Here is a 19241-nt window from a genome sequence, read left to right as displayed (position 1 = left end):
CTGTCATGCGTGCAGCACAGTTGAAAAGTGTCCTGCCACGGGAGCTGCTGGCTTCGGTGGTGGTGTTCCTGGTGGCCCTGCCCCTGTGCATGGGGATCGCCATTGCCTCGGGCCTGCCGCCGGCCAAGGGCCTGATCACCGGGATCATCGGCGGCCTGGTGGTGGGCTGGCTGGCGGGCTCGCCCTTGCAGGTCAGCGGGCCGGCGGCCGGGCTGGCGGTGCTGGTGTTCGAGCTGGTGCGCCAGCATGGGGTGGCCATGCTCGGGCCGATCCTGCTGCTGGCCGGGCTGTTGCAATTGCTGGCCGGGCGCCTGCGCCTGGGTTGCTGGTTCCGGGTCACGGCGCCAGCGGTGGTCTACGGCATGTTGGCGGGCATCGGCGTGCTGATTGTGCTGTCCCAGGTGCATGTGATGCTCGATGCCGCGCCCCAGGCCTCGGGCCTGGATAACCTTGTGGGCTTTCCCCAGGCTCTGGCGCAGGCCTTGCCGAGCCTGGGGTGGCAGGCAGGCTTGCTGGGGTTGGCGACCATCGCGGTGATGTGGGGCTGGGACAAGTGGCGGCCCCGGGCACTGCGGTTCATCCCCGGAGCCCTGCTCGGTGTGGGGCTGGCGACCCTGGCCAGCTTGCTGCTGGCGCTGCCGGTGAAGAGGGTCGAGGTGCCGGCCAACCTGGCCGAGGCCATCGACTGGCTGCGCCCCGCCGACCTGCTCAACCTGGCGGACCCCAACCTGCTGATTGCGGCCTTCGCCGTGGCCTTTATCGCCAGTGCCGAAACCCTGCTGTCCGCCGCCGCAGTGGATCGTATGCACAGCGGCCAGCGTTCGGATTTCGACCGTGAGCTATCGGCCCAGGGCGTGGGCAACATGCTCTGTGGCCTGCTGGGTGCCCTGCCCATGACCGGGGTCATCGTGCGCAGCTCGGCTAATGTCCAGGCCGGGGCCCAGACCCGTTACTCGACGATTTTCCATGGCCTGTGGCTACTGGGTTTCGTGCTGGTGCTGTCCAGCGTGCTGCAGAGCATTCCAGTGGCGAGCCTGGCGGGGGTGCTGGTCTACACCGGCTTCAAGCTGGTGGACCTCAAGGTCTTCCGCGGCCTGGGGCGCTACGGGCGCATGCCGATGCTGACTTATGCGGTGACGGCCCTGGCGATTGTCTTCAGCGACCTGCTGACCGGGGTACTGATCGGTTTTGCCCTGACCCTGGCCAAGCTGGCGTTCAAGGCGTCGCGCTTGAAGATCAGCCTGATCGACCTGGCAGAGGAAGGCGAGATGGAGTTGCGTCTGGTGGGCGCTGCGACCTTTCTCAAGGTACCGGCCCTGACTCGGGTACTGGCGACGATTCCCCCGGCCACCACTGTGCATGTGCCCCTCAGCAACCTCAGTTATATCGACCATGCGTGCCTGGAGTTGCTGGAAGACTGGAATCGGGCCAACAGTGCCAAGGGCTCGCGGCTGGTGATCGAAACGCGGGGCTTGAAGCGGCGCCTGGAGGGCCGGTTGACCACTACCAGCGGCGTGGGGGCGGCTGCGGTGAGAGGTTGAATCGCCGGGTGGGCGCGAGGGGCTTGGGCAAGCCAGGCCCTTCGCCACAAGGCTCGCTGCGAGCCTTGCTGGCGAGGAATGGGTCAGGCGGCGGGCTGGTCGAGTTCCAGTTCCACGCCCAGTTGGCGTGACAGGCAAGGCCAGCGTTTCCAGGCGGCCTCGGTGTCCGGGCTGCTGAGTTTCTCGCGGTAGGCTTCCACCGACTCCAGGGCGAAGCTTTCTTCGTCGAGCATGGCGTCGACGGCGTGGTGCACCGCTTCGTCCAGCTGGTTGGCGAAGGTTTCGCCGATCAGTTGGTGGGCGATGAGGTTGGCGACTGTCATGTCCAGGGGGATCAGCGGACGGCCGAAATGCTTGATGTACAGGTCGTTGACCTCTTCCACCAGACGGTGGGCCAGATAGGCTTCATCCAGCAGGCCGTCGAGGCCGACGTGACCGTCCATGATGGCCGGCGGCTGGAGGAAGAATTGCTCGGCGATCTTGAGCACCGGCTTGATCTGTGACTCGATGCCGGCTTCCCGGGCTACAGAGTTGGCGGCGTCCAGAAGGTCTGGAACCTGGTCGATGTAGGCGCTGACAAAACGGGTCATGACGCCCTTGGCGTCGACTTCGGGCAGCTGGATGGCGGGGTGCAGGTGAGGCAATTGGCTCTCCAACTGACGGGTCAGGAGGCCGGTACTGGCTTCGTGCTGCTGGGCCAGTTTGATCTGCTCGCGCAATGCGGCGGTGTTCATGAAAACTCCAGGGAACAAGGGCAATTGAATAGGGAGAACATAAGTTAGCCTGCTTACAAAAGCGCTTAAGACGCATTTGTCATAATTATTTCATGCTTAGTCACCACGGTTATATCGTTTCGCCATCCAAGACACTCGATCCCTTTCCAGCCGTGGCCTGCAAACCTCCTTATTAGTGTTTCAGCTGATTTACGCCCTCGCGTTGCGAGGTGGGAGTCGCTGTCTATACTCGCCCTTGTATGAAGTTAGCTGATGACGCCCGACTGCAAATGCAGCGAAGGCTCGGCCGGTTTAAGTTCGTAGTCTAGGCAGCCGCTCCCTTGCCGCAGGTGTTAAGCCGGCGGGATAACAAGAACGATAAGGGGAACCCGCAATGATGCGACATCCACATGTCTGGATGGGCCTCCTGTTGTGGTCGGTATTCAGCCAGGCGCAAGCCGCCTGGACCGTGAATATGACGCCTGGGGCGACCGAGATAAGCCACGCGGTATTCGACCTGCACATGACCATCTTCTGGATCTGTGTGGTGATCGGCGTCATCGTCTTCGGTGCGATGTTCTGGTCGATGATCGTTCACCGTCGTTCCGTCGGCCAGGTCCCGGCCAAGTTCCACGAAAGCACCACGGTGGAAATCCTCTGGACCATCATTCCCTTCCTGATCCTGGTGGCCATGGCCGTGCCTGCCACGGCAACGCTGATCAAGATGTACGACACCAGCGAGCCGGACGTGGATATCCAGATCACCGGCTATCAGTGGAAGTGGCACTACAAATACCTCGGCCAGGATGTGGAGTTCTTCAGCAACCTGGCCACTCCCGCCGACCAGATCCACAACCAGAGCACCAAGGGCGAGCACTACCTGCTGGAAGTCGACCAGCCGCTGGTGCTGCCGGTGGGCGCCAAGGTGCGCTTTCTGGTGACCGCCGCCGACGTCATCCACTCCTGGTGGGTACCGGCCTTCGCGGTCAAGCGCGATGCCATCCCGGGTTTCGTCAACGAAGCCTGGACCCGGGTCGACAAGCCCGGCATCTACCGTGGCCAGTGCGCCGAGCTGTGCGGCAAGGACCACGGCTTCATGCCGATCGTGGTGGAGGTCAAGAGCCAGGCCGACTACGACACCTGGATGGGCGAGCGCAAGGCCGAGGCGGCCAAGCTCAAGGAGCTGACCAGCAAGGAATGGACCCTCGACGAGCTGGTGGCCCGCGGTGACAAGATCTACCACACCACCTGCGTTGCTTGTCACCAGGCAGAAGGCCAGGGCCTGCCGCCGATGTTCCCGGCCCTCAAGGGCTCGAAGATCGCTACCGGTCCCAAGGAGGCTCACCTGAGCCTGGTGTTCCACGGCAAGCCGGGCACCGCCATGGCGGCCTTCGGCAAGCAGCTGTCGGAAGTCGACATCGCCGCCGTCGTCACCTACGAACGCAACGCCTGGGGCAACAACAAGGGCGACATGGTGACGCCCAAGGAAGTCCTGGCGCTGAAGCAGGCGGAAAGCAAATGAGCCGGCTCATGGGGTATGTGCGCAACCGGTCGCGGCGTCTCGCCGCCGATCATCCAGTCCATTCGCTCGCAGGAGACAGGACATGAGTGCTGTGATCGATGACCACGGCCACGCCGGCCATGATGAACACGCCCATGGCCCAGCCAAGGGCCTGATGCGCTGGGTACTGACCACCAACCACAAGGACATCGGCACCCTGTACCTGTGGTTCAGCTTCTGCATGTTCCTGCTGGGCGGCTCGTTCGCCATGGTGATCCGTGCCGAGCTGTTCCAGCCCGGGCTGCAGATCGTCGAGCCGGCGTTCTTCAACCAGATGACCACCATGCATGGCCTGGTGATGGTCTTCGGCGCGGTGATGCCGGCCTTCGTCGGCCTGGCCAACTGGATGATCCCGCTGATGATCGGCGCGCCGGACATGGCCCTGCCGCGGATGAACAACTTCAGCTTCTGGCTGCTGCCGGCGGCCTTCCTGTTGCTGATCTCGACCCTGTTCATGCCCGGCGGCGGGCCGAACTTCGGCTGGACCTTCTATGCCCCCCTGTCCACCACCTATGCCCCGGAAAGCGTGACTTTCTTCATCTTCGCCATCCACCTGATGGGCGTCAGCTCGATCATGGGCGCGATCAACGTGATCGCCACCATCCTCAACCTGCGAGCCCCGGGCATGACCCTGATGAAGATGCCACTGTTCGTCTGGACCTGGCTGATCACCGCCTTCCTGCTGATTGCGGTGATGCCGGTACTGGCCGGGGTGGTGACCATGATGCTGATGGACATCCATTTCGGCACCAGCTTCTTCAGCGCAGCCGGCGGCGGCGACCCGGTGTTGTTCCAGCACGTGTTCTGGTTCTTCGGCCATCCCGAGGTGTACATCATGATCCTGCCGGCCTTCGGCGCGGTCAGCTCGATCATCCCCACCTTCAGCCGCAAGCCACTGTTCGGCTACACCTCGATGGTCTATGCCACCGGGGCGATTGCCTTCCTGTCGTTCATCGTCTGGGCGCACCACATGTTCGTGGTGGGCATCCCGCTGGTGGGCGAGCTGTTCTTCATGTACGCCACCCTGCTGATCGCCGTGCCCACCGGGGTCAAGGTGTTCAACTGGGTGAGTACCATGTGGCAGGGCTCGCTGACCTTCGAGACGCCGATGCTGTTCGCGGTGGCCTTCGTCATTCTGTTCACCATCGGCGGTTTCTCCGGGCTGATGCTGGCCATTGCCCCGGCGGACTTCCAGTACCAGGACACCTACTTCGTGGTGGCGCACTTCCACTACGTACTGGTGCCGGGGGCGATCTTCGGGATCTTCGCCTCGGCCTACTACTGGCTGCCCAAGTGGACCGGGCACATGTATGACGAGACCCTGGGCAAGCTGCACTTCTGGCTGTCCTTCGTCGGCATGAACATGGCGTTCTTCCCCATGCACTTCGTGGGGCTGGCGGGCATGCCGCGGCGGATCCCGGACTACAACCTGCAGTTCGCCGACTTCAACATGGTGTCCTCCATCGGTGCCTTCACCTTCGGTGCGACGCAGATCTTCTTCCTGTTCATCGTCATCAAGTGCATTCGCGGCGGCAAACCGGCTCCGGCCAAACCCTGGGAAGGCGCCGAAGGCCTGGAGTGGAGCATTCCCTCGCCGGCGCCGTACCACACCTTTGTCACGCCGCCGGAAGTGAAATGAACATCTGTGCTGTAGGAGCGAGCTCGCTCGCGAAGGCGCCAGCGGGTGGTGCCCGGTTCGCCGGCAAGCCGGCTCCTACAGGCTTGGGAGGACATTGAGATGGCCGAGGTAACGCTGAAGAAACTGGTGACCCGCCTGTTGCTGGTGGTAGTGGCGATGTTCGTCTTCGGTTTTGCCCTGGTGCCGATCTACGACGTGATGTGCAAGGCCCTGGGGATCAACGGCAAGACCGGTGGGCAGTACGCGGACCAGGGGCAGCAGGTGGACGTATCGCGCCAGGTGCGGGTGCAGTTCCTGTCCACCAACGCCATCGACATGGTCTGGGATTTCTATCCCAAGTCCGATGACATCGTGGTCCATCCGGGGGCGGTGAACGAGATGATCTTCATCGCCCGCAACCCCAGCGACCACCCGATGAGCGCCCAGGCGATCCCGAGCATCTCTCCCAGCAGCGCGGCCATGTATTTCCACAAGACCGAGTGCTTCTGCTTTACCCAGCAGGTGCTGCAGCCGGGCGAGAAGATCGAGATGCCGGTGCGTTTCATCGTTGACCGTGACATGCCCAAGGATGTGAAGCACCTGACGCTGGCTTACACGCTGTTCGATATCACCGCGCGTCATCCACCGGTGGCGGTTGCCGCCAAGAACGGTGGCTAGACGATCTAGCGTGCCCGATAAGGAGAACAACCCATGGCGACTCATGAGCACTATTACGTTCCCGCCCAGAGCAAGTGGCCGATCATCGCAACGGTGGGCATGTTCGTCACCGTGGTGGGCCTGGGCACCTGGTTCAACGACCTCAAGGCTGCGCGACCGGAATCCCACGGCCCGCTGATCTTTTTCGTCGGCGGCCTGCTGCTGGCCTACATGCTGTTCGGATGGTTTGGTGCGGTGGTCAAGGAAAGCCGCGCCGGGCTCTACAGCGCCCAGCTCGATCGTTCGTTCCGCTGGGGCATGAGCTGGTTCATCTTTTCCGAAGTGATGTTCTTCATGGCCTTCTTCGGCGCGCTGTTCTATGTGCGGCACATGTCCGGGCCCTGGCTCGGCGGTGAGGGGCACAAGGGCATCGCCCACATGCTGTGGCCGAACTTCGAATTCGTCTGGCCGCTGCTCAACAACCCCGACCCGAAACTCTTTCCGCCGCCCAAGGGCACCATCAGCCCCTGGGGCCTGCCGCTGCTCAATACCATCCTGCTGGTCAGTTCCAGCGTCACCGTGACCATCGCTCACCACGCCTTGAAGAAAGGCCATCGCGGCGCGTTGAAGATCTGGCTGGCGCTGACGGTGCTGCTGGGGTGCGCCTTCCTGGGCTTTCAGGCCGAGGAATACATCCATGCCTACCACGAGCTGGGGCTGACCCTGGGTTCGGGGATCTACGGTGCCACCTTCTTCATGCTCACCGGTTTCCACGGTGCCCACGTGACCATTGGCACCCTGATCCTGTTCGTGATGCTGATGCGCATCCTGCGCGGGCATTTCGACGCCGATCACCAGTTTGGCTTCGAGGCCGCCAGCTGGTACTGGCACTTCGTCGACGTGGTCTGGATCGGCCTGTTCGTTTTCGTCTACGTGCTCTGAGACGCCCTACCAGGGCGCGTGGGAGACCAGCTGGCCGCTGAAGAAACCCCAGGCGATCAAGCCGACGGTGACCACGGCCAGTGCGACCCGAATGCTCAGTGAGGTCACCAGGCGCTTGGATGAACTGTCGTCCTTGACCAGAAAGAACAGGCCGCTGAACAGGCTGACAACCGTGGCAATCAGCATCAGGACGATGGCTGCTTTGAGCATGGTGGGACTCCGGGGGAAACGCGATGTACAGCAGTATAGCGAGTGGATTTCTCAGCCTTGCAGGCCAGCCATGAAGGGCTTCCGGCCGGGCATCGGGCCGACCCTGGTGGTGCTTTTGCTGCTGCCGGTGCTGGTTGCCCTGGGCTTCTGGCAACTGGGCCGGGGCGAACAGAAACGCCAGTTGCTGGCCAGCTACGCCGAGCGCCGTGTGGCGGAGCCGGTGGCCCTGTTCGAGCTGTTGGCCAGTGAAGATCCGGCTTTTCGCCGGGTACGCCTGCACGGTCATTTCGATGCCGACCACAGCCTGTTGCTGGATAACCGCCTGCATGACGGCAAGGTCGGGGTCGAGCTGCTGCAACCCTTCCTCGACCAGGCCAGCGGTCGCTGGCTGCTGGTCAACCGCGGCTGGCTGCCCTGGCCCGACCGGCGCACGCCTCCCGTATTCAGCACCCCGCAGCAGAGCCTGAGCCTGGATGCCTGGGTCTACGTTTCGCCGGGCGCGGCATTCCAGCTGCACGCCGACCCCAGCGGCGCGAGCTGGCCGCGGCTGATTACCGCCGTGGCTCCACAGGCGCTCTGGGCCGAGCTGGGCCGCAGCGGTTTCGACCATGAAGTGCGCCTGGAGCCGGGCCCGGGTGCCTACCTGACCGAATGGCCGGTGGTCGCCATGGGCCCGGAAAAACACCAGGCCTATGCGGTGCAGTGGTTCGCCATGGCCCTGGCGCTGTTCGCTCTCTATCTCTATTTCGGCTGGCACAACACTCGGGAGAAACGCCATGGGAACGGCCATGAATCCACCCAACATCTCTGACGCCCAGGCGCCCAACCGGCGGCGCGGCCGCTGGCAACTGGTGCTGATCCTGCTGATGGTGATCGGCCCGATGATCCTTGCCACCGGCATGTACAAGCTGCAGTTCTGGGTGCCGGAAAGCCGCAGCTATCACGGCGAGCTGATCGGCAATGGCCAGACCCGCGCCCAGATCGGCGTGCAGGCCGAGGAGGACCGCTGGCAGGTTCTGGTCACCGCGCCCGGGGAATGCGCGGTGGATTGCCAGCAACTGGTGTACCTGGCGCGGCAGATCCAGATCGCCCTGGGCCGTGATGCCTCGCGGGCCAGCCATGCCCTGGCCAGCGCCCGGCCCCTGAGCGCCGAATACGAAGCCAAGCTGCAGCGTGAATACCCGCAACTGCAACGCTACCCCCTGGACCTGGCTACCTTCACCAAGGGCGCCAACGACAAGGAGGCGCCGCAGCTGTGGATAGTCGACCCCCACAGCAACCTGGTGCTGCGCTACGACGCCCGGGTCAAGGGCAAGGACCTGCTCAACGACCTGCGCCACCTGCTGAAACTGTCGAACATCGGATAAGGGCATCGTCATGGCCAAACCTGGATTTCGCCTCGCGTTGTTTGCCACCTTGCTGGCCTTGATCGTGGTGCTGCTCGGCGCCTACACCCGGCTGACCCATGCCGGCCTTGGCTGCCCGGACTGGCCCGGCTGCTACGGCTTTATCAGCGTGCCGAAAAGCGAAGCCCAGTTGGCCCATGCCGAGCTGCATTTTCCCGATACCCCGGTGGAGGCCCACAAGGGCTGGAACGAGATGATCCACCGTTACTTCGCCGGCACCCTGGGGCTGCTGATCGTGCTGCTGGCGGCCCGGGCCTGGACCCATCGCCGGCATCCGGGGCAGCCCCTGAAGCTGCCGCTGTTCCTCCTGGCAGTGGTGTTCGCCCAGGCGGCCTTCGGCATGTGGACAGTGACCCTCAAGCTCTGGCCGCAAGTGGTCACCGCCCACCTGCTGGGCGGTTTCGCCACCCTGAGCCTGTTGTTCCTGCTGACCTTGCGCCTGTCCGGGGTATTGCCGGCGCTGATCGTGCCGCGGCGCTTGCAGTACTGGGCTACCGCCGGGCTGGTGCTGGTGATCGGGCAGATCGCCCTGGGCGGCTGGGTCAGTTCCAACTACGCGGCGGTGGCCTGTATCGACCTGCCCACCTGCCATGGCCAGTGGTGGCCGAACATGGATTTCGCCAACGGCTTCCACCTGACCCAGCACATCGGCCCCAACTACCTGGGCGGGCAACTGGACAGCGATGCCCGCACCGCCATCCACATGACCCACCGGGTCGGCGCGGTGCTGGTGACCCTGGTGTTGCTGGGCCTGGCCTGGCAGCTGCGGCAGACCGGCATGACCCGCCTGGCCGGGCTGGTGCTGGTGGCGCTGGGGGCGCAGGTCAGCCTGGGCCTGAGCAACGTGTTCTTTCATTTGCCACTGCCGGTGGCCGTGGCCCACAACGCCGGGGGGGCGGCGCTGCTGCTGACCCTGGTGCTGGTCAATTACCACGCCCGTACCAGCCTGGTGCGGGCCCGGGATCGCCTGCCCCTGGGCTGGCGGCTCAGCCCGCGTAAACAGATGGCGGGTCCCATCACCATCAAAGGAGAGATGCCATGGCGACTCTGACCGGCGCCCGCCAGCACCCCCAGGCGATCTGGCGCGATTACCTGGAACTGACCAAACCCAAGGTGGTGGTGCTGATGCTGATCACCTCGCTGGTGGGCATGTTCCTCGCCACCCGCGCCGGAGTGCCGTGGACCGTGCTGGTGTTCGGCAACCTGGGCATTGCCCTGTGCGCGGGCGGGGCGGCGGCGGTCAACCATGTGGTGGACCGGCGCATCGATGCGGTAATGGCCCGGACCCACAAGCGGCCCCTGGCCGAAGGCCGGGTATCGCCACGAGCGGCGCTGGCCTTTGCCCTGCTCCTGGCGCTAGCCGGGCAGGCGCTGCTGCTGACCTTCACCAATCCACTCACGGCCTGGCTGACCCTGGCCTCGCTGCTGGGCTATGCGGTGGTCTACACCGGGTTTCTGAAACGCGCGACGCCGCAGAACATCGTGATCGGTGGGCTGGCCGGCGCGGCTCCACCGCTGCTGGGCTGGGTCGCCGCCACCGGGCACATGAGCGCAGAACCGCTGCTGCTGGTGTTGATCATCTTCGCCTGGACCCCGCCGCACTTCTGGGCCCTGGCCATCCACCGCAAAGAGGAGTACGCCAAGGCCGATATCCCGATGCTGCCGGTCACCCATGGCGAGCACTACACCAAGGTGCACATCCTGCTCTATACCTTTGCCCTGCTGGCGGTGAGCCTGCTGCCCTATGTCATCCACATGAGTGGTGTGCTGTACCTGGTGTGTGCCCTGGCCCTGGGCGGGCGCTTCCTGCAATGGGCCTGGGTGCTGTACCGTGGCACTCGGCCGCACGCGGCGATCAACACCTTCAAGTACTCTATTTATTACTTGTTCCTGCTGTTCATCGCCCTGCTCGTAGACCACTACCTATTGTTGAACCTATGACTCGAACTCAGAAAACCGTCTTTATTCTCGTTGCCCTGGTGGCCCTGGTGCTGGGGCTTACCGTCAACAAAGTACTGTCCGGCAAGGGTCAGGGCGACCCCACTGCACTGATCGATGCGGGCATCATCCTGCTGCCGCAAAGTCGTACCCTGCCTGCGGTGAAGATGGTCGACCAGGACGGCCAGCCAGTGGTGATCGACGAGCTGAAGGGCAAATGGTCGCTGCTGTTCTTCGGCTACACCTTCTGCCCGGACATCTGCCCCACCACCCTGGCCCAGTTGCGGCAGATCAAGAGCGAGCTGCCCAAGGATGCGGTGGACAAGCTGCAGGTGGTCCTGGTCAGCGTCGACCCCAACCGTGATACACCGCAGCAGCTCAAGCAGTACCTGGGCTACTTCGACAAGGACTTCAAGGGCCTGACCGCCTCCTCGGTGGAAGACCTGCAGAAGCTCGCCAACGCCGTGAGCATTCCCTTCATCCCGGCCGATACCAGCAAGCCCAACTACACCGTGGACCACAGCGGCAACCTGGCGGTGATCGGCCCGGACGGCACCCAGCGCGGTTTCATCCGTGCTCCGCTGAACAACCAGAAGCTGGTGGCCCAACTGCCGGTGATGCTGCAGCGCAAATAAAGCTACATGCTCGAACCGCTGAACCGCTGAACCGCTGAACCGCTGAACCGCTGAACCCTGTAGCCGCTGCCGCAGGCTGCGATCGGCCTCGAAGAGGACGCGCTCTTGAGGCCCTCGGAAGGCGCTGAGCGCCTTATCCCGGCTACAACGAAACGGGGCGCCCCAAGGCGCCCCGTTTGTGTTTCTGCAACCGATCAGAACGCCGGCACGATGGCGCCTTTGTACTTCTCGAGAATGAACTGCTTCACTTCAGGGCTGTGCAGGGCCGCGACCAGCTTGTTCATGGCGTCCGAATCCTTGTCGTCAGGACGGGCCACCAGGATGTTCACGTAAGGCGAATCCTTGCCTTCGATCACCAGGGCGTCCTTGGAAGGATCCAGCTTGGCTTCCAGGGCATAGTTGGTGTTGATCAGCGCCAGGTCGACCTGGGTCAGCACGCGCGGGATGGTGGCCGCTTCCAGTTCACGGAACTTCAGGTCCTTGGGGTTCTCGGTGATGTCCTTGATGGTGGCCAGGATGTTGTTGGAATCCTTGAGCTTGATCAGGCCAGCCTTGTCCAGCAGCAACAGCGCGCGGCCGCCGTTGGTGGCGTCGTTGGGGATCACCACGGTGGCGCCGCCCGGCAGTTCGGAGAGCTGCTTGTACTTGCTGGAATAGGCACCCAGGGGCTCGACGTGAACACCGGCAACGTTCACCAGCTTGGTGCCCTTGGCCTTGTTGAACTCATCCAGGTAGGGCTGGTGCTGGAAGAAGTTGGCGTCCAGGCGCTTTTCGGCGACTTGCACGTTCGGCTGCACGTAGTCGGTGAAGACCTTGACCTTCAGGTCCACGCCTTCCTTGGCCAGGGCCGGTTTGACGAATTCCAGGATCTCGGCGTGGGGCACTGGTGTGGCGGCCACGGTCAGGGTTTCGGCGGCGTGCGCGGAGAACGCGGCAACGGCTGCGAAAGCGACGAGTAGTTTTTTCATCCAACAAGCTCCTTGTAAGTCGCCCGATCCCGGGCGCTTGCCGGCCTGGGCCGGCAATTTTATTTGCGGGAAAAGTGCACCACCAGCTTGTCGCCGACGGTTTGCAGAACCTGGACCAGCACCAGCAGCAACACCACGGTCACCACCATCACATCGGTCTGGAAGCGCTGGTAGCCGAAGCGGATCGCCAGGTCGCCCAGGCCACCGGCCCCCACCACGCCGGCCATGGCGGTGTAGGACACCAGGGTAATGGCAGTCACGGTGATAGCGGCAAAGATGCCCGGGCGGGCTTCCGGGAGCAAGGCATTGGTAATGATCTGCCGGGTGCTGGCACCCATGGACTGGGTGGCTTCGATGATGCCGCGATCCACTTCGCGCAGGGCGGTTTCCACCAGCCGGGCGAAGAATGGCGTGGCGCCGACCACCAGCGGTGGAATGGCCCCGGCAACCCCCAGCGATGTGCCGGTGATCAGTACGGTGAAGGGAATCATCACGATCAGCAGAATGATGAACGGCAGCGAACGCAGGATGTTGACCACCAGCGACAGCAGCGCATACAGCGACTTCTGCTCCAGCAGTTGGCGCGGGCTGCAGAGGAACAGCAGCACGCCCAGTGGCAGGCCCAGCAGTACGGTGAACAGCAGCGAGCCGCCGAGCATCATCAGGGTGTCGCCGGTGGCCAGCCAGATTTCCAGCCAGTCGATGTTGGCGAAGAAGCTATCCATCAGCGCAGCACCTCCATGTGGACATCCGCCGCGGTGAAGCGGGCGAAGGCCGCTTCCATGTCACCGCCGGTGATGGCCAGGGTCAGTTGCCCGTAAGGGGTGTCCTTGATGCGGTCGATGCGTCCGGCGAGGATGCTGTAGTCGACCCCGGTCTCCCGGGCCACGGTGCCCAGCAGCGGCGCGTAGGTGGAATCGCCCTGGAAGGTCAGGCGCACGATGCGCCCCGGTACGTGGGCGAAGTCGTCGCGCTGCTCGTTCTCGTCGATCTGCTCATCTTCCTGGACGAAGCGCCGGGTGGTCGGGTGCTTGGGGTGCAGGAACACGTCGGCCACCGGGCCCTGTTCGACGATCACGCCGGCGTCCATTACCGCCACCTGGTCACAGACGCGACGGATCACGTCCATCTCGTGGGTGATCAGGACGATGGTCAGGTTCAGCTCGCGGTTGATCTCGGCCAGCAGTTGCAGGACCGAGGCGGTGGTCTGCGGGTCCAGGGCACTGGTGGCCTCGTCGCACAGCAGGATCTTCGGCTTGGTGGCCAGGGCGCGGGCGATGCCGACGCGCTGCTTCTGGCCGCCGGACAGCTGCGCCGGGTATTTCTTCGCGTGGTCGGCCAGGCCGACCCGGTCCAGCAGCTCGGCCACCCGGCGGTCGATGTCGCTGCGCGACAGCTCGCCGGCCAGGGTCAGGGGCAGGGCAACGTTGTCGGCCACGGTCTTGGACGACAGCAGGTTGAAGTGCTGGAAGATCATGCCGACCTGCTGACGGAAGCGGCGCAGGCCACTGGCGTCCAGGGCGGTGACGTCTTCGTCGTCGACGACGATGGTGCCGCCACTGGGGTTTTCCAGGCGGTTGATCAGGCGCAGCAGAGTACTTTTACCCGCACCGGAGTGGCCGATCAGGCCGAACACCTGGCCATTCTCGACCCGAAGGCTGGTCGGGTGCAGGGCGGGAATATCCTTACCGGCGACCCGGTAGGTTTTATGGACGTTTTGAAACTCGATCACGTAGCGAACCTTGTGGGGCGCGATAGAAAAGGATCAGCGGTTAGCCGGGCGCGCATTTTAGCCTGTCCGTATAGAGGTTCTTAGCATTTATTTCGCAATCATCCTGCCATTTGGCAATAACGCGATCAAAGGTCATAAAAAAGGAACGCTCGCAGCTTCTCGTCAGTCACTACTTAAGCCACTCGAAAGCCGCCAGGTGCCGTGCCTGGAGGCCTTTGCCCACGAAGCCCCGGCACGCCAGGGGTTTCGCCAACGAGGAGTTTTGCCCGATGAGCACGAAGAAGCCCGATACCCCAAAAAGCCAGATGGCCGGGACCGACACCCTGGACCGCGGCAACAGCAACAGCAAGCTCAAGAGCCTGGAGACGTTCCGCTCCGACGCCACCGGACAGGCCCTGCGGACCAACCAGGGAGTGAAGATCGCCGACAACCAGAACACCCTCAAAGCCGGTGCTCGTGGGCCTTCGCTGCTGGAAGACTTCATCATGCGGGAGAAGATCACCCACTTCGACCATGAGCGGATTCCCGAGCGCATCGTGCATGCCCGAGGGGTGGGGGCCCATGGTTACTTCCAGAGCTATGACAACCATTCGGCATTGACCAAGGCCGGTTTCCTGCGTGATCCGGGGAAGAAAACACCAGTGTTCGTGCGTTTTTCCACGGTCCAGGGGCCAAGGGGCTCTGGCGACACCGTGCGTGACGTGCGCGGCTTTGCGGTGAAGTTCTTCACTGACGAAGGCAACTTCGACCTGGTGGGCAACAACATGCCGGTGTTCTTCATTCAGGACGCGATCAAGTTCCCCGATTTCGTACACGCCGTGAAACCCGAACCCCACAACGAGATACCCACCGGCGGCTCGGCCCATGACACTTTCTGGGACTTTGTCTCGCTGCAGCCGGAATCGGCGCACATGGTGATCTGGGCCATGTCCGACCGGGCCATTCCGAAAAGCCTGCGGGCCATGCAGGGCTTTGGCGTGCATACCTTTCGCCTGATCAACGCCCAGGGCCGGTCGAGCTTCGTCAAGTTCCACTGGCGGCCGACGGTGGGTACCTGTTCGCTGGTCTGGGATGAGGCGCAGAAGCTGGCGGGCAAGGACACCGACTTCCACCGCCGTGACCTGTGGGAGTCGATCGAAGCCGGGGATTACCCGGAGTGGGAGTTCGGCGTGCAGATCATCGCCGAGGAAGACGAGCACAACTTTGATTTCGACATCCTCGACCCGACCAAGCTGATCCCCGAGGAACTGGTGCCGGTCACGCCCCTGGGCAAGATGGTGCTGAACCGCAACCCGGACAACTATTTTGCCGAGACCGAGCAGGTCGCCTTCTGCCCGGGGCACATAGTGCCCGGGATCGACTTCTCCAACGACCCGCTGTTGCAAGGGCGGTTGTTTTCCTACACCGATACCCAGATCAGCCGCCTGGGTGGGCCGAACTTCCACGAATTGCCGATCAATCGGCCGCTGGCGCCCTTCCACAACAGCCAGCGCGACGCCATGCACCGCATTACCCTGGACAAGGGCCGGGCCTCCTATGAGCCCAATTCCATCGACGGCGGCTGGCCCCGGGAAACCCCACCGGCGGCCGAGGATGGCGGCTTCGAGAGTTACAACGAGCGTATCGATGCGCACAAGATCCGCCAGCGCAGCGAATCGTTCAGCGACCATTTCTCCCAGGCGCGGCTGTTCTACAAGAGCATGAGCAAGCACGAGCAGGAGCACATCATCGCCGCCTACAGCTTTGAGCTGGGCAAGGTGGAACGTGAATGGATCCGCGAACGCCAGGTCAACGAGATTCTGGCCAACATCGACTTGCAACTGGCCGCGCGAGTGGCCGAGAACCTCGGGCTGGCGGCGCCGAAGAAAGCCACGGTGGCGGAGCGCAAGACTTCGCTCTCGCGCTCGCCAGCCCTGAGCCAGGCGAACCTGTTACCGGGCAATATCAAAACCCGGAAGGTGGCGATCCTGGCGGCCAACGGCGTCGATGGTGCAGCGATCGATGCGCTGAAGAAGACTCTCAAGGCCGAAGGAGCGCACGCCAAGCTACTGGGGCCGACCTCGGCGCCGGTCACCACGGCAGACGGCAAGAGCCTGTCGGTGGATGCGTCCATGGAGGGCTTGCCATCGGTGGCTTTCGATGCGGTGTTCGTGCCCGGAGGTGCGCAGTCGATCAAGGCCTTGAGCGGCAATGGCGTGGCCTTGCATTACGTGCTGGAGGCGTACAAGCACCTCAAGGCGATTGCCCTGCACGGCGATGCCCGGGAGCTGTTGCACAGTCTGCGGCTGGAGGCGGATGAAGGCTTGATCGTGGGGGCCGATGCCAAGGCGCTGAAGGCATTCATTGCCGCCATCGCGCAACATCGGGTCTGGAGCCGAGAGGAAAAGGCCAAGGCAATCCCGGCCTGAACACACTTTCCCCGACAAGCCTGCTCCGTGTAGGAGCCGGCTTGCCGGCGAAGGCTTTACTGCGCCTTGCGCGGCGTCAGCACCATCTGCGCCGGTACATGGCGCACGATCTGGCGGCTGATCTTCTGCTCGAAGTCGGGATCGAGCTTTTTCACCCGCTTGCCGAGCAGGGTCGACAGCCAGGGGTAATCCTCGGTGCGCGGTACCTGGATGCTCACGTCGCACTGGTAATTCACCACGTCGGCGGCCAAGGCATCGAGTTGATGCCGCAGCTTGCGGATATCAGTGACATTCAAGGCGACGGTGGTGCTCTCGGCGGTCGGATCGATCAGCTTGGCCGCAGGGCGCGCTTCGGCGGCCTTCAGGGCGGCTTCGGCCTTGTCCAGCTCAGCCTTGCGGGCGTGGGCAATGGCACTGTTGACCCCACCGGTCAGCGCCGGAGCCTTGGGCATCAGTGCCCGGGCACGGCTCAGGGCCGTGGCTGCGGCGTTCACATCGCCCTTCTGCAGGACGATCTGGCTGCGCTGCAGATAGGCTTCGGCCAACTGCCGCTGGTACTGCACCAGTTGCGGGTCGTCGGGCGTCTGCGCCTGCAAGGCACTGAGTTGATCTTCCGCGGTGGCCAGTTCGCTGCTGGCGATGTTTTGTTCCAGCTGCGCGATGGCCGTGGCCCGTGCATCAGGGACCTCGGTGGCCGCTGGTGGCGTGCTTTGGCAGGCTCCCAGTAGCAGGGAAAATGCGACAAGGAGCAGATAACGGGAGGCGAACGGCTTCATTCCTGCGACTCTCTAATTGCGCAAAAAGCGAGCAAGTCTACACCCCTCGACGGGGCAGAACAAAACTCAGCAGAAACAGTGCGGCGGCGGTGACCACGATCGACGGCCCGGCCGGTGTGTCCTTGAACCAGGACAGCGCCAGCCCGCCGCACACCGCGAGCATGCCCAGCAGGCTGGCGCCCAGGGCCATCTGCTCCGGCGAGCGGGCGTGACGCTGTGCCGCAGCGGCCGGGATGATCAGCAGCGAAGTGATCAGCAACACCCCGACAATCTTCATGGCCACGGCAATCACCACGGCGATCAGCAGCATCAGCGCCAAGCGCAGCGAGGCCACAGGCAGGCCTTCGACCCTGGCCAGTTCCTCGTGCACGGTGATCGCCAGCAAGGGGCGCCACAGCGCCACCAGCAGCAACAGTACCGCCGCGCTACCGCCGAGAATCCACGCCAGGTCGCCCGGGCTGATTGCCAGCAGATCGCCGAACAGGTAGGCCATCAGGTCGATTCGCACTTCATGCATGAAGCTTAGTACCACCAGGCCCAGAGACAGGGTGCTGGGTGCAAGAATCCCCAGCAGCGTGTCGGAAGCCAGGGGTTGGCGCTGTTGCAGGGTCACCAGCAGCACCGCCAGCAGCAGGCAGCCGACCGTGACCGCTACCGCCGGGCTGACATCCAGCAGAAAGCCCAGGGCCACGCCGAGCAGCGCGGCGTGGGACAGGGTATCGCCGAAATAGGCCATGCGACGCCAGACCACGAAGGACCCCAAGGGGCCGGCAACCACCGCCAGGGCCAGGCCTGCGAGCAGGGCGTAAAGCAGAAAATCAGCCATGCTTGCAGTTTTCTCCGTGGACATGGGTGTGGCCCGAAGCGGGCTGGGTGACGACCGAACCATGCAGGTCGTGGGCATGGTCGTGATGGTGGTGGTAGATCGCCAGGCTCGGTGCGTTCTTGCCGAACAGCTCGACGAAAGCCGGGTCGCCACTGACCTGCTCGGGGTGGCCGGAGCAGCAGACGTGGCGATTGAGGCAGACCACCTGATCGGTGGTGCTCATCACCAGGTGCAGGTCGTGGGAGACCATCAGCACGCCGCAGCCGTGACGGTCGCGCAGGCGGGTAATCAGGCTGTAGAGCTCGGCCTGGCCGGCCACGTCGACGCCTTGCACCGGTTCATCGAGCACCAGCAGCTCCGGCTCGCGCAGCAGCGCCCGGGCCAGCAGCACGCGCTGCATCTCGCCGCCGGAGATGCTCTGCACCGGGCTGTCGATCACCTGCTCGGCGCCTACTTCCTTGAGCGCTGCCAGCGCCCGGGTGCGGTCCACTCCCGGCACCAGGCGCAGAAAGCGCAGCACCGACAGGGGTAAGGTCGGGTCCACATGAAGCTTCTGCGGCATGTAGCCCACCCGCAGTTTGGGCTTGCGCCAGACGCTGCCGGTGTCGGGCGTGAGCAGGCCGAGCACGGCGCGCACCAGCGTGGTCTTGCCGGCGCCGTTGGGGCCGATCAGGGTGACGATCTGCTCGGGTTCGACGCTGAGCTGGATGTTCTCCAGCACGTTCTGCCCGGCAAAGCTTACCCCGACCTGCTCGAGGCGGATCAACGCATTGCTCATCAAGCCCCCTGGCAGCCCGAGCAGAGCCCGACCACTTCGACGGTCTGCCCCTCGACCACGAAGCCGACGTCGCGGGCGCTGCTGATGATGGCGTCGCTGATGGACTTCTGTTCCAGCTCGATGGCGGCGTGGCATTCGCGGCAGATCAGGAACTGGCCCTGGTGCGCGTGCTCGGGGTGGTTGCAGCCGACAAAGGCATTGAGCGAGGCAATGCGGTGCACCAGGCCGTTTTCCAGGAGGAAATCCAGCGCCCGGTATACGGTGGGCGGCGCAGCGCGACGGCCGTCCTGCTCGCTGAGCACGGCCAGGATGTCGTAGGCCCCCAGGGGCTTGTGGCTTTGCCACACCAGCTCCAGCACCCGCCGGCGCAGGGCGGTCAGGCGCAGGCCTTGCCGTGCGCACAGGGCGTCGGCCTCAGACAGTGCGCTGTGTACGCAGTGAGAGTGGTCGTGTGGACGGCTGGCAAGGGGTGTTTTAGGCATGAGCGGCGACGAGGTTTGTGAGAGACGTTATTATGTTACCCGTTCTCGCC

20 protein-coding genes are annotated in these 19241 nt (G+C 63.8%); 11 read left to right on the top strand and 9 right to left on the bottom strand.

The features are described 5' to 3' along the window. Positions 1-5: 5 nt before the first annotated feature. On the top strand, positions 6-1541 hold the full coding sequence (locus tag KCG88_RS16580) for a SulP family inorganic anion transporter (RefSeq protein WP_047290203.1): 1536 nt from the start codon (positions 6-8) through the stop codon (positions 1539-1541). 83 nt (positions 1542-1624) lie between these two features. On the opposite strand, the gene KCG88_RS16575 is transcribed toward KCG88_RS16580, so the two are convergent. After that, positions 1625-2275, bottom strand: a complete 651-nt coding sequence (locus KCG88_RS16575) for a hypothetical protein (RefSeq protein ID WP_015633641.1) — start codon at positions 2273-2275, stop codon at positions 1625-1627. Positions 2276-2648: 373 nt separating this feature from the next. Between KCG88_RS16575 and coxB the strand changes: the two genes are divergently transcribed. From coxB to KCG88_RS16555, 4 genes are all read left to right on the top strand, one after another. Beyond that, complete coding sequence (gene coxB / locus KCG88_RS16570) at positions 2649-3776, top strand: cytochrome c oxidase subunit II (protein WP_011058449.1); 1128 nt, start codon at positions 2649-2651, stop codon at positions 3774-3776. An 82-nt stretch (positions 3777-3858) separates the two neighbouring features. After that, positions 3859-5454: a cytochrome c oxidase subunit I gene (gene ctaD, locus KCG88_RS16565; RefSeq protein ID WP_047290205.1), complete on the top strand. Its 1596-nt coding sequence runs from the start codon at positions 3859-3861 to the stop codon at positions 5452-5454. Between the two features lie 99 nt (positions 5455-5553). Further along, positions 5554-6111: a cytochrome c oxidase assembly protein gene (locus KCG88_RS16560; RefSeq protein ID WP_011058451.1), complete on the top strand. Its 558-nt coding sequence runs from the start codon at positions 5554-5556 to the stop codon at positions 6109-6111. A gap of 33 nt (positions 6112-6144) precedes the next feature. Continuing rightward, the gene (locus KCG88_RS16555) at positions 6145-7032 is read left to right on the top strand and encodes a cytochrome c oxidase subunit 3 (RefSeq protein WP_047290206.1); all 888 of its coding nucleotides are present in this window, start codon (positions 6145-6147) and stop codon (positions 7030-7032) included. Positions 7033-7038: 6 nt separating this feature from the next. Here KCG88_RS16555 and KCG88_RS16550 read toward each other — a convergent pair whose 3' ends face one another. Beyond that, on the bottom strand, positions 7039-7242 hold the full coding sequence (locus KCG88_RS16550) for a twin transmembrane helix small protein (protein WP_011058453.1): 204 nt from the start codon (positions 7240-7242) through the stop codon (positions 7039-7041). Positions 7243-7312: 70 nt separating this feature from the next. Between KCG88_RS16550 and KCG88_RS16545 the strand changes: the two genes are divergently transcribed. From KCG88_RS16545 to KCG88_RS16525, 5 genes are read left to right on the top strand one after another with little or no spacing between them, the layout of a single operon-like run. Beyond that, entirely contained in the window at positions 7313-8053 is a 741-nt protein-coding gene (locus KCG88_RS16545; RefSeq protein WP_210712742.1) for an SURF1 family protein, read from the top strand. After that, complete coding sequence (locus tag KCG88_RS16540; RefSeq protein WP_015633644.1) at positions 8019-8609, top strand: hypothetical protein; 591 nt, start codon at positions 8019-8021, stop codon at positions 8607-8609. The genes KCG88_RS16545 and KCG88_RS16540 overlap by 35 nt, the downstream gene beginning before the upstream one ends. A 10-nt stretch (positions 8610-8619) precedes the next feature. Continuing rightward, entirely contained in the window at positions 8620-9699 is a 1080-nt protein-coding gene (locus KCG88_RS16535) for a COX15/CtaA family protein (RefSeq protein ID WP_019095615.1), read from the top strand. Then, a complete protein-coding gene (cyoE, locus tag KCG88_RS16530; RefSeq protein WP_047290208.1) occupies positions 9687-10589 on the top strand; it encodes a heme o synthase in 903 nt (300 codons plus the stop codon). The genes KCG88_RS16535 and cyoE overlap by 13 nt, the downstream gene beginning before the upstream one ends. Further along, positions 10586-11221 carry an SCO family protein gene (locus KCG88_RS16525; protein WP_047290209.1) on the top strand — a complete coding sequence of 212 codons (636 nt, stop codon included), beginning with the start codon at positions 10586-10588 and terminating at the stop codon, positions 11219-11221. Before cyoE ends, KCG88_RS16525 begins: the two co-directional genes overlap by 4 nt. A gap of 194 nt (positions 11222-11415) precedes the next feature. On the opposite strand, the gene KCG88_RS16520 is transcribed toward KCG88_RS16525, so the two are convergent. The 3 genes from KCG88_RS16520 to KCG88_RS16510 are packed head-to-tail and all read right to left on the bottom strand — an operon-like array spanning position 11416 to position 13921. Beyond that, positions 11416-12189 (bottom strand): MetQ/NlpA family ABC transporter substrate-binding protein, encoded by a 774-nt coding sequence (locus KCG88_RS16520; protein WP_011058459.1) that lies wholly within the window; start codon positions 12187-12189, stop codon positions 11416-11418. A 59-nt stretch (positions 12190-12248) separates the two neighbouring features. Further along, the gene (locus KCG88_RS16515) at positions 12249-12914 is read right to left on the bottom strand and encodes a methionine ABC transporter permease (RefSeq protein ID WP_047290210.1); all 666 of its coding nucleotides are present in this window, start codon (positions 12912-12914) and stop codon (positions 12249-12251) included. Next, positions 12914-13921: a methionine ABC transporter ATP-binding protein gene (locus KCG88_RS16510; protein WP_011058461.1), complete on the bottom strand. Its 1008-nt coding sequence runs from the start codon at positions 13919-13921 to the stop codon at positions 12914-12916. The genes KCG88_RS16515 and KCG88_RS16510 overlap by 1 nt, the downstream gene beginning before the upstream one ends. A 215-nt stretch (positions 13922-14136) precedes the next feature. Between KCG88_RS16510 and katE the strand changes: the two genes are divergently transcribed. After that, positions 14137-16329, top strand: coding sequence for a catalase HPII (katE, locus tag KCG88_RS16505; protein WP_282598217.1), 2193 nt, complete (start codon positions 14137-14139; stop codon positions 16327-16329). Between the two features lie 56 nt (positions 16330-16385). On the opposite strand, the gene KCG88_RS16500 is transcribed toward katE, so the two are convergent. The 4 genes from KCG88_RS16500 to zur are packed head-to-tail and all read right to left on the bottom strand — an operon-like array spanning position 16386 to position 19191. Next, the gene (locus KCG88_RS16500) at positions 16386-17105 is read right to left on the bottom strand and encodes a PA5502 family lipoprotein (protein WP_047290212.1); all 720 of its coding nucleotides are present in this window, start codon (positions 17103-17105) and stop codon (positions 16386-16388) included. Positions 17106-17142: 37 nt separating this feature from the next. After that, positions 17143-17931 carry a zinc ABC transporter permease subunit ZnuB gene (znuB, locus tag KCG88_RS16495; RefSeq protein ID WP_047290213.1) on the bottom strand — a complete coding sequence of 263 codons (789 nt, stop codon included), beginning with the start codon at positions 17929-17931 and terminating at the stop codon, positions 17143-17145. Further along, the gene (gene znuC / locus KCG88_RS16490; RefSeq protein WP_210712740.1) at positions 17924-18709 is read right to left on the bottom strand and encodes a zinc ABC transporter ATP-binding protein ZnuC; all 786 of its coding nucleotides are present in this window, start codon (positions 18707-18709) and stop codon (positions 17924-17926) included. The genes znuB and znuC overlap by 8 nt, the downstream gene beginning before the upstream one ends. Beyond that, entirely contained in the window at positions 18709-19191 is a 483-nt protein-coding gene (gene zur / locus KCG88_RS16485) for a zinc uptake transcriptional repressor Zur (protein WP_011058466.1), read from the bottom strand. The genes znuC and zur overlap by 1 nt, the downstream gene beginning before the upstream one ends. Between the last annotated feature and the right edge of the window lie 50 nt (positions 19192-19241).

This window comes from Pseudomonas sp. MWU349 (genome assembly GCF_017947325.1).
GTDB lineage: Bacteria > Pseudomonadota > Gammaproteobacteria > Pseudomonadales > Pseudomonadaceae > Aquipseudomonas > Aquipseudomonas protegens.
The sequence above is the reverse complement of the archived record's forward strand: the minus strand, read 5'-3'. Positions and strand labels throughout refer to the sequence as shown.

What these genes read in the sequence shown, in the direction of transcription:
- KCG88_RS16580 (WP_047290203.1), top strand. Translation starts at nt 6, where the DNA reads ATGCGTGCAGCACAGTTGAAAAGTGTCCTGCCACGGGAGCTGCTGGCT.
- KCG88_RS16575 (WP_015633641.1), bottom strand. Translation starts at nt 2,275, where the DNA reads ATGAACACCGCCGCATTGCGCGAGCAGATCAAACTGGCCCAGCAGCAC.
- coxB (WP_011058449.1), top strand. Translation starts at nt 2,649, where the DNA reads ATGATGCGACATCCACATGTCTGGATGGGCCTCCTGTTGTGGTCGGTA.
- ctaD (WP_047290205.1), top strand. Translation starts at nt 3,859, where the DNA reads ATGAGTGCTGTGATCGATGACCACGGCCACGCCGGCCATGATGAACAC.
- KCG88_RS16560 (WP_011058451.1), top strand. Translation starts at nt 5,554, where the DNA reads ATGGCCGAGGTAACGCTGAAGAAACTGGTGACCCGCCTGTTGCTGGTG.
- KCG88_RS16555 (WP_047290206.1), top strand. Translation starts at nt 6,145, where the DNA reads ATGGCGACTCATGAGCACTATTACGTTCCCGCCCAGAGCAAGTGGCCG.
- KCG88_RS16550 (WP_011058453.1), bottom strand. Translation starts at nt 7,242, where the DNA reads ATGCTCAAAGCAGCCATCGTCCTGATGCTGATTGCCACGGTTGTCAGC.
- KCG88_RS16545 (WP_210712742.1), top strand. Translation starts at nt 7,313, where the DNA reads ATGAAGGGCTTCCGGCCGGGCATCGGGCCGACCCTGGTGGTGCTTTTG.
- KCG88_RS16540 (WP_015633644.1), top strand. Translation starts at nt 8,019, where the DNA reads ATGGGAACGGCCATGAATCCACCCAACATCTCTGACGCCCAGGCGCCC.
- KCG88_RS16535 (WP_019095615.1), top strand. Translation starts at nt 8,620, where the DNA reads ATGGCCAAACCTGGATTTCGCCTCGCGTTGTTTGCCACCTTGCTGGCC.
- cyoE (WP_047290208.1), top strand. Translation starts at nt 9,687, where the DNA reads ATGGCGACTCTGACCGGCGCCCGCCAGCACCCCCAGGCGATCTGGCGC.
- KCG88_RS16525 (WP_047290209.1), top strand. Translation starts at nt 10,586, where the DNA reads ATGACTCGAACTCAGAAAACCGTCTTTATTCTCGTTGCCCTGGTGGCC.
- KCG88_RS16520 (WP_011058459.1), bottom strand. Translation starts at nt 12,189, where the DNA reads ATGAAAAAACTACTCGTCGCTTTCGCAGCCGTTGCCGCGTTCTCCGCG.
- KCG88_RS16515 (WP_047290210.1), bottom strand. Translation starts at nt 12,914, where the DNA reads ATGGATAGCTTCTTCGCCAACATCGACTGGCTGGAAATCTGGCTGGCC.
- KCG88_RS16500 (WP_047290212.1), bottom strand. Translation starts at nt 17,105, where the DNA reads ATGAAGCCGTTCGCCTCCCGTTATCTGCTCCTTGTCGCATTTTCCCTG.
- znuB (WP_047290213.1), bottom strand. Translation starts at nt 17,931, where the DNA reads ATGGCTGATTTTCTGCTTTACGCCCTGCTCGCAGGCCTGGCCCTGGCG.
- znuC (WP_210712740.1), bottom strand. Translation starts at nt 18,709, where the DNA reads ATGAGCAATGCGTTGATCCGCCTCGAGCAGGTCGGGGTAAGCTTTGCC.
- zur (WP_011058466.1), bottom strand. Translation starts at nt 19,191, where the DNA reads ATGCCTAAAACACCCCTTGCCAGCCGTCCACACGACCACTCTCACTGC.